The sequence below is a fragment of the Trinickia camelliae genome (assembly GCF_053525655.1).
In genome coordinates, this window is record NZ_JBCHAA010000010.1 from 1 (window position 1) to 16,573 (window position 16,573).

The 16,573-nt window shown below is 65.4% G+C and carries 13 protein-coding genes; 7 read left to right on the plus strand and 6 right to left on the minus strand.

Annotated features, from left to right (window positions below; translation table 11 throughout):
* Together AAHK20_RS17375 and AAHK20_RS17380 are read left to right on the plus strand one after the other, a co-directional pair.
* A partial coding sequence (locus AAHK20_RS17375; protein ID WP_449182735.1) for a hypothetical protein occupies window positions 1-242 on the plus strand: 242 nt, incomplete at its 5' end.
* A gap of 143 nt (window positions 243-385) precedes the next feature.
* A complete protein-coding gene (locus AAHK20_RS17380) occupies window positions 386-2,254 on the plus strand; it encodes a beta-galactosidase (protein ID WP_449182736.1) in 1,869 nt (622 codons plus the stop codon).
* A gap of 17 nt (window positions 2,255-2,271) precedes the next feature.
* On the opposite strand, the gene AAHK20_RS17385 is transcribed toward AAHK20_RS17380, so the two are convergent.
* Window positions 2,272-4,233, minus strand: coding sequence for an alpha-galactosidase (locus AAHK20_RS17385; protein ID WP_449182737.1), 1,962 nt, complete (start codon window positions 4,231-4,233; stop codon window positions 2,272-2,274).
* Window positions 4,234-4,389: 156 nt separating this feature from the next.
* On the opposite strand from AAHK20_RS17385, the gene mnmH reads away from it, so the two are divergent.
* From mnmH to selD, 3 genes are read left to right on the plus strand one after another with little or no spacing between them, the layout of a single operon-like run.
* Window positions 4,390-5,451, plus strand: a complete 1,062-nt coding sequence (mnmH, locus tag AAHK20_RS17390; RefSeq protein WP_449182738.1) for a tRNA 2-selenouridine(34) synthase MnmH — start codon at window positions 4,390-4,392, stop codon at window positions 5,449-5,451.
* Window positions 5,452-5,464: 13 nt separating this feature from the next.
* Entirely contained in the window at window positions 5,465-6,532 is a 1,068-nt protein-coding gene (locus AAHK20_RS17395) for a permease (protein WP_449182739.1), read from the plus strand.
* A 17-nt stretch (window positions 6,533-6,549) separates the two neighbouring features.
* Window positions 6,550-7,614 (plus strand): selenide, water dikinase SelD, encoded by a 1,065-nt coding sequence (selD, locus tag AAHK20_RS17400; RefSeq protein WP_449182740.1) that lies wholly within the window; start codon window positions 6,550-6,552, stop codon window positions 7,612-7,614.
* A 43-nt stretch (window positions 7,615-7,657) separates the two neighbouring features.
* On the opposite strand, the gene AAHK20_RS17405 is transcribed toward selD, so the two are convergent.
* Window positions 7,658-8,431, minus strand: a complete 774-nt coding sequence (locus AAHK20_RS17405) for an SDR family oxidoreductase (protein ID WP_449182741.1) — start codon at window positions 8,429-8,431, stop codon at window positions 7,658-7,660.
* A gap of 490 nt (window positions 8,432-8,921) precedes the next feature.
* Here AAHK20_RS17405 and AAHK20_RS17410 point away from each other — a divergent pair, with 490 nt between their 5' ends.
* Both AAHK20_RS17410 and AAHK20_RS17415 read left to right on the plus strand, forming a co-directional pair.
* Complete coding sequence (locus tag AAHK20_RS17410) at window positions 8,922-9,464, plus strand: phasin family protein (RefSeq protein WP_449182742.1); 543 nt, start codon at window positions 8,922-8,924, stop codon at window positions 9,462-9,464.
* A 99-nt stretch (window positions 9,465-9,563) separates the two neighbouring features.
* Window positions 9,564-9,722: a hypothetical protein gene (locus AAHK20_RS17415; protein WP_449182743.1), complete on the plus strand. Its 159-nt coding sequence runs from the start codon at window positions 9,564-9,566 to the stop codon at window positions 9,720-9,722.
* A 74-nt stretch (window positions 9,723-9,796) separates the two neighbouring features.
* Here the strand turns inward: AAHK20_RS17415 and AAHK20_RS17420 are convergent, their stop codons facing one another.
* The 4 genes from AAHK20_RS17420 to AAHK20_RS17435 form a co-directional block, all read right to left on the minus strand.
* Window positions 9,797-11,188 carry a pyridoxal phosphate-dependent decarboxylase family protein gene (locus AAHK20_RS17420; RefSeq protein ID WP_449182744.1) on the minus strand — a complete coding sequence of 464 codons (1,392 nt, stop codon included), beginning with the start codon at window positions 11,186-11,188 and terminating at the stop codon, window positions 9,797-9,799.
* Window positions 11,189-11,326: 138 nt separating this feature from the next.
* Window positions 11,327-14,122: an Hsp70 family protein gene (locus tag AAHK20_RS17425; protein WP_449182975.1), complete on the minus strand. Its 2,796-nt coding sequence runs from the start codon at window positions 14,120-14,122 to the stop codon at window positions 11,327-11,329.
* Between the two features lie 5 nt (window positions 14,123-14,127).
* Window positions 14,128-15,975: an Hsp70 family protein gene (locus AAHK20_RS17430; RefSeq protein ID WP_449182745.1), complete on the minus strand. Its 1,848-nt coding sequence runs from the start codon at window positions 15,973-15,975 to the stop codon at window positions 14,128-14,130.
* Window positions 15,972-16,550, minus strand: a complete 579-nt coding sequence (locus AAHK20_RS17435; protein ID WP_449182746.1) for a DUF2760 domain-containing protein — start codon at window positions 16,548-16,550, stop codon at window positions 15,972-15,974. The genes AAHK20_RS17430 and AAHK20_RS17435 overlap by 4 nt, the downstream gene beginning before the upstream one ends.
* Between the last annotated feature and the right edge of the window lie 23 nt (window positions 16,551-16,573).

Here is a 16,573-nt window from a genome sequence, read left to right on the forward strand (position 1 = left end):
AAGGCAACGGAGGCCAAGGCAACGGAGGCCAAGGCAACGGAGGCCAAGGCAACGGAGGCCAAGGCAACGGCGGTCAAGGTAACGGCGGCCAAGGTAACGGCGGTCAGGGTAACGGAGGCCAAGGCAACGGAGGCCAGGGCAACGGAGGCCAGGGCAACGGAGGCCAGGGCAACGGCGGCCAAGGCAAAGGCGGCCAAGGTAACGGCGGAAACGGCGGCCACGGCGGCGGCAGTTCTCACTAAATTCGCCCGTCACTCGCCTATAGTGAAATCTGCACGGCAACGCGATTGCCGTTTCGCAGAGCCATCATCGACGTCCAAGGCGCGGTCTGTTGACCGCGCCGATTTTGTTTTCAACCCGGCTTACATTCGCGAACTTCGACTGCATGAAGACAACCGCAACCTCCCCAAGCCCAAGCCGCCCGCATATCTTCTCCTTCGCCCAGCAAGACAACCGCTTCCTCCTCGACGGCCAACCGTTCCAAATCCGCAGCGGCGAACTCCACCCCGCTCGCATTCCCGCCGAATACTGGCGGCATCGCATCCAAATGACGAAGGCGATGGGCATGAACACCATCGCGCTCTACGTCATGTGGAACTACCACGAAACGAGCCCAGGCGTTTTCGACTTCCAAAGCGAGAACCGCGATATCGAAGCGTTCATCCGCCTGTGTCAATCGGAAGCGATGTGGGTTCTGCTGCGACCGGGCCCATACGTCTGCGCCGAATGGGATCTGGGAGGTATGCCGTCCTACCTGCTGCGTTACCCGGACATCGCGCTTAGGACCGACTCGGCGACCGATCCCCGCTATATGTCCGCCGTCGCGCGCTACATCGACGAACTGATCCCGCGCGTCAAACCCCTGATGGCGTGCATCGGCGGCCCGATCCTGATGATTCAGATCGAAAACGAATTTGGTTCATACGGCTGCAATCCGGCCTACCTCGAAGAAATCCGGCAGCTTTGGCTTAGAGGCGGAATCGACGGCCCGTTCTACACCGAGGATGGCATCACGCAACTCCAGCAGAATCGCTCGAACGTCACGGGCGGCGCGATTGCGTTGAGCAATGGCAACGCCGCGCAAATCGCGGCGGCGCGGCAGACGTTTCCCGACGTTCCGGTGATGGCCGGCGAGGTGTATCCAGGATGGCTCACGCACTGGGGCGACGCGGCGCTGCAGGGGACGGCCGTGGACATCTCCGGCACGCTGGACGCGTTCATGCAACACAACCTCTCGTTCAACCTCTACGTCATTCATGGCGGCACGAGCTTCGGTTTTTATGCGGGGGCGAACGTCGATCCGGATTCCGTCGCATACCAGCCCGACATCACGAGCTACGACTACGCGGCGCCCATCACCGAGCAAGGTGTCGCGACTTCGAAATACATGCAGTACCGCGAAATCATCGCCCGATATCTTCCGACGTCGTTACCGGACGTACCAGAACCGATCGCAGCCATCGAGCGCTCGGGAAAAGACGCTTTGATGCCTGAACGCTACGCGTCCGTTTGGGACAACCTGCCTGCCGCGCTCCCCGCTGCGCAAACCGCTGACCCTCAACCCTTCGAGACGTATGGGCAAGCGTTCGGTTTCGCGCTTTATCGCAAGAAGCTGCGGGACTATCGAGGTGGTGTTCTGAATCTCGGCGACGTTCACGACTACGCGACCGTTTTCGTCGGCGAGCAATATGTGGGCGGTGTATCGAGAGCTCCGATGCCGGTCCGATGCGCGCAACCGCTCAACGTCATGCACGATGTGCCGATCGCTCTTCCAGTAGCGGCCTCGTCACCAGATGGCACTGTCAATCTGGACATCCTCGTCGAAGGCATGGGGCGCGTGAACTATGGGCACGCGATGATCGACCGCAAAGGCATCGTCGGCGCGGTCACGCTGCAGGATGCGACGGGCGTGAGCGAATTTCTGAAGGAATGGGAGGTGTTCCTGTTGCCGATGAGCACCGACACCATCACAAACCTGCGGAACGTGTGCTCGAATCCGCGCAAGGCCGGATTGTTTTTCCGAGCGACGATATCGCTCGATACCGTGGGCGATACCTATCTCGACATGAGCCACTGGACCAAGGGCATGGTCTGGGTCAACGGACACAACCTCGGACGCTACTGGAATATCGGTCCGCAAAGGCGCTTGTATTGTCCGGCTCCATGGCTCCGAGAGGGCGAGAACGTGGTCACGATCTTCGACTTGCATCAGATCGAAGCGAAGCCGATCGAACTTGCGCGCACGTTGGCGTAACGAAATAAACGCAAACGCTAAGCATCGGCGTCCACTGGCAACAGTTCTAAAGTAAGCACTTCGAATGGCGCAAGGCGAATCGTTTGCGGCTGGTCCGCAGCCAACATCGCAGGAACAGACGCATCACGTCCGCTCCAAGCGCAGAGCACATGGAATCGACCGTCAGCACCGTCCGGCAACTCCAATTGCCCTCGCAAGTCGAGATCAAAGCGCTGCACGTGATCGGCCGGATTGCGCAGCGTGACAATGGACTTCGATGGCGACCAAGCCGCCCATCCATACACCTCAAGCTCATCCGGCGCACCGCCGATCCAGTGACTGTCGCGCAGAACATCGGCGTTTGCGCGTGCCCACTTAGCCGACTCCGCGAGCACGTCCCAATCCCGTTCCTCAAGCAGCGAAGGCGTGACGTACAGCTCCTGCAATTGCGTCCCGCTCGCAAAGTACGAACGCACTTCGTTGGCGAACGCCTGCCCCGCGTCGCCGCTAAGACGCGGATTCTCCTGCGCGTAAATGATCCCGTGCAGCATCAGCGAATTCAGCGGAAACAGCGGGCTTGCGAGCACGACATTGCGGTACGTCTGGGCATCGCGATACGTGATCCAGCGCTCGCGGTTGCTGCCGACGCCGGCGAGTCCGTCGTCGGCGCCGCCGCGCCAGATCGAATCGGCGTAGCGCAGCCAGAACGGCGAGGGAAGGGTGCCGGTGGAGAGGTTGATGAAGGTGTCCGGCCGCGCGCTGCGAATGTCGTCGATCAGTTCGATCGCCGCGTCCCAATCGCTGTTGAAACGGCTGCCGGAAATCACTTTATCGGCGTTGCCCGTGCCGTCGAACTTGAAATGATTGACGCCGTGCGAGCGAAGCAGCGACATCACGACTTCATGAAAGCGTCGATAGTACTTCGGCCCGGACAAGGCCAGCCCGTCATCGGCGACCTCATACCCCGACGCAAGCCCGCGCGCGACCCGTTCCTGTCGAGGCTCGCAATAGCCGCCCCATGGCGACAGCCACACGCCGGGCGCCGCGCCATATCGCGCTGCGGCGTCGCGTAGCGGCACGAAACCACGCGGGAAATTCTCGCTGAAATGCCAACTGCCGCTGTAGTCGTCCCAGCCGTCGTCGAAGAGGAAGGAGTCGAGCTGCACGCCGCGCTTGTCGTGCAATTCGCGGCCTAACGCATCGATGCGTTCGAGCGCTTGGGCTTCCGTATAACGCGTGAGGAAGCCGATGTCGTACCACGAGTTGTAATGAAGGAACGGGCGATAAGGACGTGCGCGTTCGCGTTCGAGATAAGCCGAAAAATCGCGGCGCAATTGGCCTTCGCGGACCACGCCCGCAACCGTCGAGTAAGCGAGCGTCTTGCCTTTTTCCAGCGGCAACGCACGTGTCACCGTGAAGCGGACCCCGTCGTCGCGCACCTCGCTTTCCGACCTCGGAAGCTCTAAGCCAAGGTAGACATGACCGGCGATCACGGGTGTGCCGTTCAATGGGCTGCTTGCCCGCGCGTTTGCGGCTTGCGTCTGAAGCATCGAAACCGCGACGATGGGCTCGTCTTGCGCAAGCGCTGTGATCGCCAAGTGCAAGCGCAGATACGGCGAGTCTTCGCGCTGTTCGATAAACAACTCCACTCGCAGGCGATCATGCTCGTCGTGAAGAACGGCGCTCACGCGCCGGCCTGCCAGTCGATCGGCAAGCCTGGCTGCGCGCGCGTCCGCTGTCAGCAGATCGTCGCGCAACGGCGCGAGCAACCTCAGCTCGTCAACGCCAAGCGTGCGCCCATCGGCGAACGTCAACGTGAAAGGCGCGATCACCGGCAGCGTCCGCGAATGGGCGCGATCGACGATCGCAAAGCCGGTCAAACGCGAATGCGCGACGGTCCAAGTCAATGCGATCGCTGCGTTGCCGAAGGCGAATCGATCGTCGCTCGCCGAGAGCGCGGACATGCCGGGGTCCGCGAGCGCGGTTTCGTGGTGAGTCATGGCGTAGGCTCTCGATCAGCGAACGGTCGAAACGGGTAGTCGTCCGGCATCCCCCATCTGGCTGAATGATCGGACAATGCCGCCGCATGGAATAATAGGAAATTACTCGAATACAGCCGGTAACGCGCGGGTCTCGCCGGCGTCCGGTCAGCCATTGTGAAAAACCTCGTTGTCACCATCGATCAGCTCGCATCGTTCGACGAAATCGTCGACGTGCGCACGCCGCTCGAATATGCCGAAGACCACATTCCCGGTGCGATCAACGCGCCGGTGCTCAGCAACGAAGAGCGCGTGATCGTCGGCACGCTGTACAAGAACTCGCCGTTCGAGGCGAGCCGCGTCGGTTCGGCGATGGTGGGGCGCAACATCGCGCACCACCTCGACACGGTCTTTGCGGACCGTCCGCGCAATTGGCGTCCGCTGATCTATTGCTGGCGCGGCGGCAAGCGGTCCGGCGCGATGACCGTCTGGTTCAACATGATCGGCTGGCAGGCGCGGCAACTGGACGGCGGCTACAAGTCGTATCGGCACCACGTGCTCGAGCAGCTGGAGGGCTTGCCGTCGCGGTTCGATTACATTGCGCTGACCGGGCACACAGGTACCGGCAAGACGCGCCTGCTGCACGCGCTGGCCGATGCGGGCGCGCAGGTGTTGGATCTCGAGGGACTGGCCCGGCACCGCGGATCGCTTCTGGGCGCGCTGCCCGATTCCAACCAGCCGACGCAGAAAGCCTTCGATACGGCATTGGCCGTCGCACTGTCGAAATTGGATGCGAATCAGCCCGTGTTCGTCGAGGCGGAAAGCCGTCGGATCGGCAATATCTCGCTGCCTCTGTCGCTGCTCGATGCGTTTCATGCGGGGCGCTATGTGAAGGTGTCGGCGCCGCTCGACGCACGGGTGCGGTATCTGTTGAACGACTATCGGCACTTGTTCGACACGCCGCAATTCTTCAAAGATCAGCTGACGCGTTTGATCGGGCTCCACAGCCGGCAGACGGTCACGCGCTGGCACGAGCTCATCGATAACGGGCAGCTCGAACAACTTTGCACCGAGCTGATCGAGCAGCACTACGATCCGGCGTACGCTCGCAGCAGCCAGCGTTCGTTCGGTGCGGCAGGGGGGCCATTGCCGTTCGCGTTCGATCCTTGCGCGCCAGAGCCGCTCGCTCAGGCGCGCGAATTGATCGCCCAATGCGCTGATCTCGCACATTCAAACTAACTTATTCGAGACCATGGAATCTCTCATCCAAACGCCGCGCCGCCCAGGTTCGGCGTTCGCTATTACGTTGTTTGCGCTGATCGCAATCTTCGGGCTCTACTACGTCAAGTGGTCGCCGTACTATCACCGCGCGTTCGTCGCCGCCGACACGCATTCGATCGGCCACTCGATCCTGAGCGGCACCGAGGCCATGCCGCCGCAGGCGTCGTGGCACGCGGCGCTCGGCTATGCGACCGCTTATGCGAAGGCGATCTGGCAGGCGCTCGTGCTCGGCCTGCTGCTCGGCTCGGCGGTGCAGACATTGCTGCCGACGCACTGGGTCGCGCGCCTGCTGGGCGGCGCCGGCATGCGCAGCGTCGCCGCGGGCGGCTTGCTCGCGCTGCCCGGCATGATGTGCACGTGCTGCGCGGCGCCCGTGGTGGTGGGCCTGCGCGCGCGGCAGGCGTCACCGGGCGCGGCGGTCGCGTTTTGGCTCGGCAACTCCGTGCTCAATCCGGCGACGCTGGTCTTCATGGGCTTCGTGCTCGGCTGGCATTGGACCGCTTTGCGGCTCACGCTAGGCGCGCTGCTCGTCTTCGGCGGCGGCTGGCTCGTCAACCGGCAAGCGACGCCGGCCGAACGGTCGGCCGCGCGCGAACAGCTCGAGGCGCTCGCTGCTGAGGCATCGCTACAGGGCAACCGTTTCGCGCAATGGCTCAAGCTGCTCGCGCGGATGGCGGTGCGTCTCGTGCCCGAATACGTCGTGCTCGTGCTGCTGCTTGGCGCGGCGCGCGCGTGGCTGTTTCCGCACGTCGGGCCGGAAGTGGACAACGCGATCTGGTGGATTCTCGCGTTCGCGATCGCCGGCACGTTGTTCGTGATTCCCACAGCGGCCGAAGTGCCGATCGTGCAGGCGATGTTGTCGTTCGGCGTGGCGGCGGGTCCGGCCGCCGCGCTGTTGATGACGTTGCCGCCCATCAGCGTGCCGTCGCTCGCGATGACGGCCCGCGCGCTCGGCGTGCGCGTGCAGGCGACACTGGTGCTGATGGTGGTGGTGATCGGCGTCGTGGCCGGCTTGGCCGCCGTGGCGCTCCATTTCTGAATCGACGAAGGCTTGTTATGAACTCGACCTCCCAGCAAAACAGCACCGCACCGCGCCTGACGGAGCTGTCCCACGGCGGCGGCTGCGGCTGCAAGATCGCGCCCGGCGTGCTCGCCGAACTGCTCAAGCGCGCCGCGCCGATGGCGGTCTTTCCGGATCTGCTTGTCGGCACGGAAACCGCCGACGACGCCGCCGTCTACCGGCTCAACGACGAGCAGGCGATCGTCGCCACCACCGACTTCTTCATGCCGATCGTCGACGACCCCTACGACTTCGGCCGCATCGCCGCAACGAACGCGCTCTCCGACATCTACGCGATGGGCGGCAAGCCGCTCTTCGCGCTGGCGCTGGTCGGCATGCCGATCAACGTGCTGCCGCACGAGACGATCGCGCGCGTGCTCCAGGGCGGCGAATCGGTGTGCGCGGAGGCCGGCATCCCGGTGGCCGGCGGTCATTCGATCGATTCGGTCGAGCCGATCTACGGGCTCGCGGCGATCGGCGTCGTGCATCCGAAGCGCGTCGCGCGCAATGCCGGCGCGCATGCCGGCGATGTGCTGGTGCTCGGCAAGCCGCTCGGCGTGGGGATTCTGTCGGCGGCGCTGAAGAAGGGGAAGCTCGACGACGCGGGCTACGCGGCGATGATTGCGGCCACTACGCGTCTGAACCGGCCGGGCACGGCGCTCGCCGCGCTCGACGGCGTGCACGCGATGACCGACGTCACCGGCTTCGGCCTGCTCGGCCACTTGCTCGAATTGTGCCGGGGGGCGCAACTCGCGGCGCGCGTGGACTACGCGTCGCTGCCATGGATCGAGTCGGCGCCAGAACTCGCAAGCGCCGGTTTGGTGACGGGCGCGTCGGGGCGCAACTGGGCCGCTTATGGCGCGCAGGTCGAACTCTCGCCGGGCCTGCCAGCGATTGCCCAAGCCTTGCTGACCGATCCGCAGACCTCCGGCGGCCTGCTCGTATCGTGCGACGCGGGCAGCGTGTCCGCGGTCCTCGATTGCCTGCGTGCCGGCGGTTTCGAGCAGGCAGCGGTGATCGGCTCGATGGCGGAAGGGGCGCCGCGCGTCGTAGTCGAGTAAGACCGCTCGCCGTTCACGTCGCGGAGCACCCGGTGCGTGGCGCCTAGCGCGTCACGTAGCCGCCGTTGGCGAAAATCGTCTGACCGGTGATCCACCATCCCTCGGTCACGAGGAATTTGATGATCGGGACGATGTCGCCGATCTCGGTCAGTCCGCTTTTTGTCTGCTTGCTGAGGGCGGCGGCCGTTGCGTGGTAGGCCGCCGACTCCTTCGATTCGGCCGGATAGAAGAACGGCGTATCCATCGGCCCCGGGCCGAGCGCATTCACGGAGATGCCGCGCTCGCCGAACTCCTTCGACGCCGCGCGCGTGAAGTGTTCGATCGGCGCCTTGCTGCCCGGATAGATCGCGTAGTAGGGCGTGTACGCGGCGAGCAGCGACGTGACGATCGTCACGATCTTGCCGTTGTCCGCGAGCTTCTTGCCCGCTTCCTGCAAGAAGAAAAACGCCGCTTTCGAATTTACGGCGAAGATCGTGTCGTAGTCGGCTTCGGTCACGTCGACGATCGGCTTCTTGATCACCATGCCGGTCGTGTTGATCGCGATGTCGATCGTGCCGAAGCGCTGCAGCGTTTCGTCGAAAAGACGCGTGACGTTGGCGGGTTTCGTTAGATCGCCTTGCACTGAAAACGCTTTCGCGCCCGCTGCTTCGATGGCGGCGACCGTCTCTTGCGCGGCGCCTTTCGTCGACTCGCTGTTGTAGTGCACGGCGACCGCCGCCGCGCCGCCCTTGGCAAACTCGCGCGCGATCAAGCCGCCTAGATTTTTCGCCCCGCCTCCGATCAGCACCACCTTCCCGTTCAGTGAATGGTCGGCCATGGCGCCCTCCGTATCGTCGAGATAAGAAGCTCAGTATAGGAAGCGGACAATACAGTTGGACTTGCTGCTTCGATGCGGTAATTGAGCCGAGAACGTCAGACGAAAACGTTTGCTTCGCCGTCCCGAAGACCAGGCCAAAATTGCCAGTACCCCGCGATGCGAGCGAGTAAGAAATCCCACATATTGATATTCACTTGATCTGATTCTAAGATGCGCTAGTCTCGAATGCGGCATGCGCGAACTGTAGTCAGCGATTCGACGTTGCCGCCTGTCGCCGCACTTGCAACCCTTCCTCGGGACAAGCCGCACTGGCAGTGGCTCCAACTTTCATCAAGCCGGTACGTTTCGCTGTCGCGAGACGATGTCACAAGGCGTCCCGGCTGCTTCAAAACTTGCCTGCCGTTTCCTTGACCGTGTCTTTCGATCGTCCTGTGCGCGCCGTCTTCCGGCGGTGCGGCCGATAGAGAAACTCTCATTTAGGAGCTGGATGATGACCTTTTTCACCCCCGAGCAATTCGTCGCCATGCAAAAAGCCAACCTCGATACGGCGTTCGGTCTTGCCCGATCGGTCGCCGATGGCTTCGAAAAGCTGGCCGTTTTGAATCTGCAGTTGACCAAGTCGTGGCTGGCCAGCTCGCAAGCAAGCCTGCTGCAAGGGCTCGCCGCGCCGCAAACGGCTGAGTCGAGCACGAAGCAAGCCGCCGAGTTGGCGGCATCGATTCCGGAGCAGGCGCAGGCCTATGGCCGCCAGTTCGCCGACATCGCGTCGGCCACGCTCGCGGAATTCGTCAAGGTCGGCGAGGGGCAGGCCGATGCCTACAATCGCCGCGTGCAGACGCTCGTCGACGATCTTGCGAAGAACGCCCCCTCCGGTTCCGAAGCAACGATTGCAGCCTGGAAATCGGCGATCACGACCACCAGCACGCTGATGGAGACCCTGCGCAAAACCGCGCAGCAAGCGGTGCATGCGACCGAATCGAACCTTGCCGCGATTTCCAGCACCGGGAATGCGGGACGAGGCGCCGGTAAATAACGTGCCTTGTGTAGCAGTAGCGCAGGCACAAAGGCCGAAGCCCGGCCAATGAGACGCGAATCCGAAGCTGCAGTCGCAATGACTGGTATGGAGGCAGCAATGAGCACGTCGTGGTGGGGCATCGTGGGGGGCTCGGCGGCCCTCGTCTTCGCGGCATTGAACGTGGTCATCCACTATCGCCGCGAACAGCGCAGGCAGCAGTTGCTTAGAAATCTCGATCACCACGATTGGTGGTATCGGGTGCTGTCGCGGCGCTAGGCATTCACGCTTTCAATCTCGGCAGACGCGGGGGCGTCGAAGCGTGAGTCAGCGCTTCGACGCCCCCGCGTTCGCTATTGCGCCTGTCGCCTGACGATTTGCGCGACCGCGTCAAGCGTGCGCCGTACATCGTCGTCCGTCGTGCGCCAGTTGCAGACGGAGATACGCATCGCCCGCTTGCCGCGCCAAGTCGTGCCGCCGAACCACGCGACGCCCGATGCTTGAATCGCGGCGATCGTCGCGTCGGTGCGCGCGTCGTGTGCGCCGTCGCGATCGAGAAAACGCACGAGCCCTTGATTGATCCGCGGACGCGCCAACACTTCGACGCCGGGCAGCGCCGCGAGGCCGTCGACCAATTGCGTCGCGTGTTCGCAGCAGCGCGCCACCATCTCGCCGATGCCTTCGCGGCCGAGCGCGCGGATCGCCGCGTAGCAGCTGACGGCCCGTCCGCGCCGCGACCATTCCGGGGTCCAGTCGCGCTGCTCTCGAGCGCCTTGCGAAGCGGCCGAGTAGCTCGTTTCCATCGTGAACACCGCGCGGTGCGCCTCGGAATCGGCGACGAACACGAAGCCGTTGTCGAACGGCAGGTTCAGCCATTTGTGTCCGTCGGTGGCCCACGAGTCGGCGCGCTCGACGCCCGCGAGGAAGTGGCGATGTCGTTCGCTGGTGGCGGCCCACAGGCCGAATGCGCCGTCGACGTGCACCCACGCTCCCGCCGAATGCGCGAGTTCGCAGGCTTCGTTGAACGCGTCGAATGCGCCGGTGTTCAGGTCGCCGGCTTGCAAGCAGACCGCGGTAGGGCGATCCGATGCGCGCAGCGCGGCAGCGAGCGCATCGAGCTTGAGCGCGCCGTCGTCTTCGACGGGCAGCAGCGTGATCGCATCCGTGCCGATGCCGAGCAGGCGCGCCGAGCGCGAGATCGATTCGTGACGGTTTTCGCTCATCAAGAGCCTGAGCGGCGGCGTGCCCGCCAGGCCTTGGCGTTCGACGTCGATGCCGCGTTTGGCGAGCAGTGTGTGTCGTGCGGCGGCGAGCGCCGTGGTGTGGGCCATCTGGCAGCCGGTCACGAACGCGTACGAGGCGGTCGCGGGCAAGCCGAGGAGTTCTTTTAGCCACGCGCCGCAGATCTCCTCGATCACCGCCTCGGCAGGCGAGCACGCTACCGATGCCGCGTTCTGATCCCACGTTGATGTCAGCCAGTCCGCGGCAAGCGCGACCGGCAGCGCGCCGCCGATGACCCAGCCGAAAAAGCGCCCGCCGGTCGAGGCGAGCAGGCCGCCTTCGGTGTGGGCGACGAGCGCGTCGATCACGTCGGCGGGATCGCTCGATTTACCGGGCAGCGCGCCGCCCAGGCGTTGGCGGAGTTGGTCGGCCGTGACCGTCGCGCCCACGGGGCGCTCGTTCAGTCGATCCAGATATCGCTGCGCATGCGCGGCGGCGCGCGCGAGAACTTCGTGGTCGTTCATGAGGGGCTCGGGTGGGTTCGGCGGTTCGCTGCTTCACATTGTCTTTATTTAATCGCGCGAACGTTTCGGCGTACAAGCAAGTGTGCTTGCTGTTTCATTCGCAGCTAAGCGATGGCGCCAAGCGCGCCGCACGTGCCGTCACTCCCCAATCAACTTCAACCCCGCCGGCAGCGATTCGCCGAACACGCGGCCCGTATCGGCATCGTCGAGCGCGACGGTTTCGCGAACCATGGTGACCCACGCCGGCGACGCATTGATCGCTTCGAGCCGCCGCGCGACCGTTTCGCGCGTCTCAGGCGGCAAGTCCCGCGACCGGTCGCCCGTCATGCGTGCGATCTGGGCGGCGGCGAACGCGGCCGGGTCGACCTTCTTCCAATCGAGCGCCAGAATCGCGTCGAGCCACTCGCCGGCGACGTCGGGCGGCACGACCGTATGCGCGCTGCCATAGAACGGCCGCCGCGCGCCGATGCGCCCGATCGCCCACCAGTTCTGCTGATTCTCGGAGGACTTGCGCAGTTGCGTGAGTTGACGTTCGGCGATGTCGATCTTGCGTTCGACCGGAATCCGCTCGAGCGACGCGGAGAGCCTGACCATATCGGCGAAACCCACTTTCGCGGGATCGAACGGCGACTTCTGCCGTTTCGAGCTGGCCATCTTGTGCAGATAGTCCATCGCGTCGAGCAGGCGCAACTGCGCTTCTTCGTCGAGACCGCCGGCCGCGCGGCGCCACATCGTCCACCATTCCGACCACACCTGGCTCTCGTTGATGTACTGGATGCCGTCGTCGAACAGCGACCAAAGCTGTTCGACGCGCCATTCGTCGAGCGGATAGCCGAACCCCGGACGCACGCAATAGCCGGCTAGGTTCAGCCACGAGCGTTCGTGATCGGCGGAACGGCGCCGGCGGCGCACACGCTCCCACAGCACACCGAACAATTCGCGGAGCAGGGCGCTGTCCCAGCTGTCGCGCGCGCCGAGCGTCTGTTCGAGTTGCGCGCGCAAGCGCTTGACGTCTTTCGCGCCGACATCGTGCGAACGCGAGCCGAAGATGCGGTCGATCTCGTCGACCGCATGGCCAAGCGCCGGATGCACGGTGGTGGCGAGATCGACTTGTGCGGCGTCGTCGCGCCGTAGTTGAAATTCGAGCAGCCAGCGTTGCTTGACGTCCGCTGTCTCGATGCAATGGACCTGCAGCGTGCCGACTTCCGTCAGCGCGGTGGCGAGCTGAACCGGTGTCTCGCCGGGGCCGCTCGCGCCGCGCGGCTCGACGACGGTGGCGATCGGCGGCAGGCGCACGAAGTCGCTCGACGCGAGATCGGCCAGATCGCCCGGGCGATACGCAGCATCCGCGACCGACGACGCCAAGTGAAAACGCACCGGCGAGCCGAGCCGCAACGCAAAGGTGCGGTCGGCGAGCGGGATCTCCTGGCCTTCTTCGGTGCCGCGCGGCAACAGGCAAACGCCGCGCGGCGTGTCCTTGTCGCCGCCGTCGAGCACGAGGAAGTAGCTGCGCGCCGAGCCGCCGCCGATGCGCGGCGCGCTGCCGGCGCGCGCGAGCGCGTAGGCGACCGCGCCGCGTGCGACGGCCACGTCCGGGTTCGCGTTCTGCAGCACGTTGAGCGGGGCGCCGCGCCAGGCGCCAAGGGTATCGGCGAGACGCGTTTCCAATGCCTTCGCGCGAAACACGCCGCCGTTGAGCAGCAGCGTGTCGGGCATCGGCAGCGCGTCGGGGCTGTCGCTCGTTTCCGGCAAGCCCAGCGCGTGGCGCGACTGCGCGGCGTGCTGGCTCAAAAACGCGGCGACGTGGCGCGTGATGGCCGGGTCGCTCGCATAAGGCAGGCCGAATTCGACGATGGCGCCGCGCGCGCGTCGCGGGCGCTCGCTCGATTCGACCTGCGGAAGAAAGCCATCGACGATCAGGCGCTCGACTTCCTGCCGGGTCACGTCGACCGAGCGCGCGCCGCCGATCAGCTTCGAGCCGGAGCCGAGCAGCGTGATCGATGTGGAGTCGGGCGCGCGGGTATCGAGCAGTTGCTCTTTCGCGGCGCGGCAGCGCTCGACGAGCTGCGACAGGCTTGCCGCCGACAGCCGCTTGTCGCCACTCGTCAGACGCGCTTCGACGAGATGCGCGAGCGCGAGATCCATGTTGTCGCCGCCGAGCATCAGATGATTGCCGACGCCGATGCGCGTCAACTGCGGCTCGCCGCCGTCCGCGATCTGCACTTTGACGAGCGTGAGGTCGGTCGTGCCGCCGCCCACGTCGCAGATCAGCACGAGACGCGTTTGCGCGAGTTCGTCGCGCAGCGTGTCGCGATGATGGAACAGCCAGTCGTAGAACGCCGCCTGCGGTTCTTCGAGCAAACGCAGCGCGGGCAGCTTCGCAATGCGCGCGGCTTCGAGCGTGAGCGCCCGCGCGCCGTCGTCGAACGATGCGGGCACGGTCAGCACCACTTCCTGATGTTCGAGCCGCGCGTGCGGAAAACGATGGTTCCACGCCGCGCGCACGTGAGCGAGATAGCTCGCGCTGGCCGTGACCGGCGACACCTTGCCGACTTCGTCGCCGGCGCCCCACGGCAGGATCGGCGCAAGACGATCGACCGACGCATGCGACAGCCAGCTTTTCGCGCTCGCGACGAGCCGCCCCGGCACCTGGGCGCCGAGCGCGCGCGCGAGGCGGCCGACGACGGCGGGCTGCGGCGTCTCAAGTCCAAGCTGCGCCTCCGCGTCTTGCCAAGGCAATTGCAGCGCGTCCTCGTTCAGCTCGCCCGCCGCCGCGTGATAGCGCACCGACGGCAGCATCGGCCGCGCCGCCACTTCGCCCACGCTCACCAACTGCTCGATGTCGAAGACGCGGATGTCGTTGCCGCCACGTTCCGCATACGCGACGACGGTATTGCTCGTGCCGAGATCGATCCCGACGATGTACTGCTTCATCACGCTCAAGCGTTCGCGCTGCCGCGCACGTCGAACTCGACTTTCCACCGCTCGCTGCTGCCGCGCGGCACGGCTTCGAGTTCGAGCGTGCCGGCTTCAGTCACACGCGCATGCAGCTTCACGGCGACGATCTCGCCGGGCGTGCGGCCTTCGGGCGGCAGCGTCGCTTCGATCTCTTCGAGTTCCTGCAATTCGTCAGGCGACCAGAAGTCGAGCAGCGTGCCGACCTGATCCTGGCGGCGCACCGACGAGCCGAAGAAGCGGAAGTGCACGGGCTCGCCGACGACGAGGCCGAATTCCTGCGCGGGCAGCTCGGCATCGGTGCCTTCCTCCATGCCGAACGGCGCGACGCAGAGCGCTTGAATCGGCGGTTCGAGTCCCGGCACGGCGGGCATCGCCGATTCGACGGCGACGTAGTACGCACGTGCCGTGCCGCCACGGATGCGCACGCCCTGGCCGCGCCGCACGTAGCCGTAATACGCGGCGCCGCGCGCCACGGCGAGATCGAGGTCCGCGCCTTCGAGCAGCCGCGCGGCCGGTGCGCCTTCGGTGGCGAGCCAGCCGTTGAGCGTCTGAAGAATGCGTTCGACGAGCAGCGCCGACTTGAACACGCCGCCGTTGAAGAGCACGGCGGTGGGATGCAGGAACGTCGCGCCTTCCTTCTGCTCGAGCCGCACGCCTTCGAGATCGGCGAGCGCGCCCACCTGCCGCGACAGGAACGCCGCGAGATGCCGCGTCACGGCCGCGTCCTGCGCATACGGCAGGCCCAGTTGCGTGAGACCCGCACGCGCGCGGCTCATCGGCCGCGCCGCGCTTTCGACTTGCGGGAAGAAGCCTTCGAGGATGGTCTGCGTGAGTTCGGCGCGCGTCAGCTCCGTGCGGATCGAGCCGCCGATCAGCTTGGAGCCGCGGCTCGGCACGACGAGCGGCGCGGCGTCGAGGTCGTCGCGCGTGAGCAGCGTTTCCTTCGCGCTGCGGCACGCGTAGGTGAGGGCGCGCAACTGCCACGGGTCCGCCTGCGTGCCTTGCGCCGCGAGCTTGCGGGCGACGACGTGCGCGAGCGCGAGGTCCATGTTGTCGCCGCCGAGCAGAATATGCTCGCCGACCGCGACACGATGCAGTTCAAGATTGCCTTCGCGCTCGACCACGGCGATCAGCGACAAGTCGGTGGTGCCGCCGCCGACGTCGACGACGAGGATGATGTCGCCGACCTTCACTTGCTTGCGCCACTGTCCGCCGCTCTTCTGAATCCAGCTATAGAGCGCGGCCTGCGGCTCTTCGAGCAGCGTCATGCGCGCGTAGCCGGCGGCTTGCGCGGCCTCGGCGGTCAGCTCGCGGGCGGCGGGGTCGAACGACGCCGGAATCGTGACGGTGACGTCCTGCTCGTCGAACGGCGCGTTGGGATGCGTGTGATTCCAAGCTTCACGCAAGTGCGTCAAGTAGCGTACCGACGCTTCGAGCGGCGACACGCGCACGACTTCCTCGGGCGCGTCGTTGGGCAGGATCGCCGCACGGCGATCGACGCCCGGGTGGCAGAGCCAGCTCTTCGCGCTCGAAACGAGCCGGATCGGCGTGCCCGCGCCGCGGTTGCGCGCGAGTTCGCCGACCGCGAAGCCGCGCTCGGCGGTCCACGGCAGGTTCAAGTCGCCCGCCGCGAGTTCGTTCGCATGCGGCAGATAGAGAAACGAGGGCAGCAGGTCGAGTTCGCTGACCGCGCCCGGCGCGGTGAGCTGAGCGACCGGCAGGACTTGCTGCGCGGTCTTGTCGCCGTCGCTGGCCGTGATGTCGACGTACGACAGCGCGCAGTGCGTCGTGCCCAGATCGATACCGATTGCGTAGCGGGCGTCGCTCATAGCTCCACCTCGGCGGGGGCGATCACGGAGGCGTCGTGGCTCTCGGCGAGCTTCGGCAGACGGACGTCGGCGACGCGCCAGCCGCGATGGCTGATGCTGCCGGAAAACGGCGGCTTGCCGACGACATTGCCGGTCAGACGAATCGAGGTGGCGTCGAAGCCGTCGGGCACGGTCACGCGGCTGCCTTCGGCTTCGTCGCGCACCGGGCGGATCGTGAAGTGCTCGCGCAGCACGCGGCGGCAGCCGTCATGCACGAGACGCGCGGCGGCGCCGATATCGGTGTCGGAGTAGCCGACGACGTCTTCCTCGATGAAGTCGATGAAGCGCGCCTCGCGCTGCAACAGGCCGAGGAGCTGGAGCGCCGCGTCGGGCGTGGCTTCCTTCAGCGTGCGGACGACCGGCTGAGGCTGCGGCTGGGGCTTGGGTTGCGGGGCTGCCGTGGGCGCTGGCGCGACGCTCGGGGCCTCGCGCACGCTACGCACGCGGGCGGCGAGTTCGCGGTCGCCGAGAAGGCTGAAGAACGTTCCGACTGCGAGAGACAATCTCCCGAAAAAAGACTCGTTCGAGTCAGACATAGGTGGCTCCTGGTGTTCGGCGC

Bases quoted from the DNA above. Each gene is read 5' to 3' on its own strand.
- AAHK20_RS17380 (WP_449182736.1), top strand. From the start codon at position 386: ATGAAGACAACCGCAACCTCCCCAAGCCCAAGCCGCCCGCATATCTTC.
- AAHK20_RS17385 (WP_449182737.1), bottom strand. From the start codon at position 4,233: ATGACTCACCACGAAACCGCGCTCGCGGACCCCGGCATGTCCGCGCTC.
- AAHK20_RS17395 (WP_449182739.1), top strand. From the start codon at position 5,465: ATGGAATCTCTCATCCAAACGCCGCGCCGCCCAGGTTCGGCGTTCGCT.
- selD (WP_449182740.1), top strand. From the start codon at position 6,550: ATGAACTCGACCTCCCAGCAAAACAGCACCGCACCGCGCCTGACGGAG.
- AAHK20_RS17405 (WP_449182741.1), bottom strand. From the start codon at position 8,431: ATGGCCGACCATTCACTGAACGGGAAGGTGGTGCTGATCGGAGGCGGG.
- AAHK20_RS17410 (WP_449182742.1), top strand. From the start codon at position 8,922: ATGACCTTTTTCACCCCCGAGCAATTCGTCGCCATGCAAAAAGCCAAC.
- AAHK20_RS17415 (WP_449182743.1), top strand. From the start codon at position 9,564: ATGAGCACGTCGTGGTGGGGCATCGTGGGGGGCTCGGCGGCCCTCGTC.
- AAHK20_RS17420 (WP_449182744.1), bottom strand. From the start codon at position 11,188: ATGAACGACCACGAAGTTCTCGCGCGCGCCGCCGCGCATGCGCAGCGA.
- AAHK20_RS17425 (WP_449182975.1), bottom strand. From the start codon at position 14,122: ATGAAGCAGTACATCGTCGGGATCGATCTCGGCACGAGCAATACCGTC.
- AAHK20_RS17430 (WP_449182745.1), bottom strand. From the start codon at position 15,975: ATGAGCGACGCCCGCTACGCAATCGGTATCGATCTGGGCACGACGCAC.
- AAHK20_RS17435 (WP_449182746.1), bottom strand. From the start codon at position 16,550: ATGTCTGACTCGAACGAGTCTTTTTTCGGGAGATTGTCTCTCGCAGTC.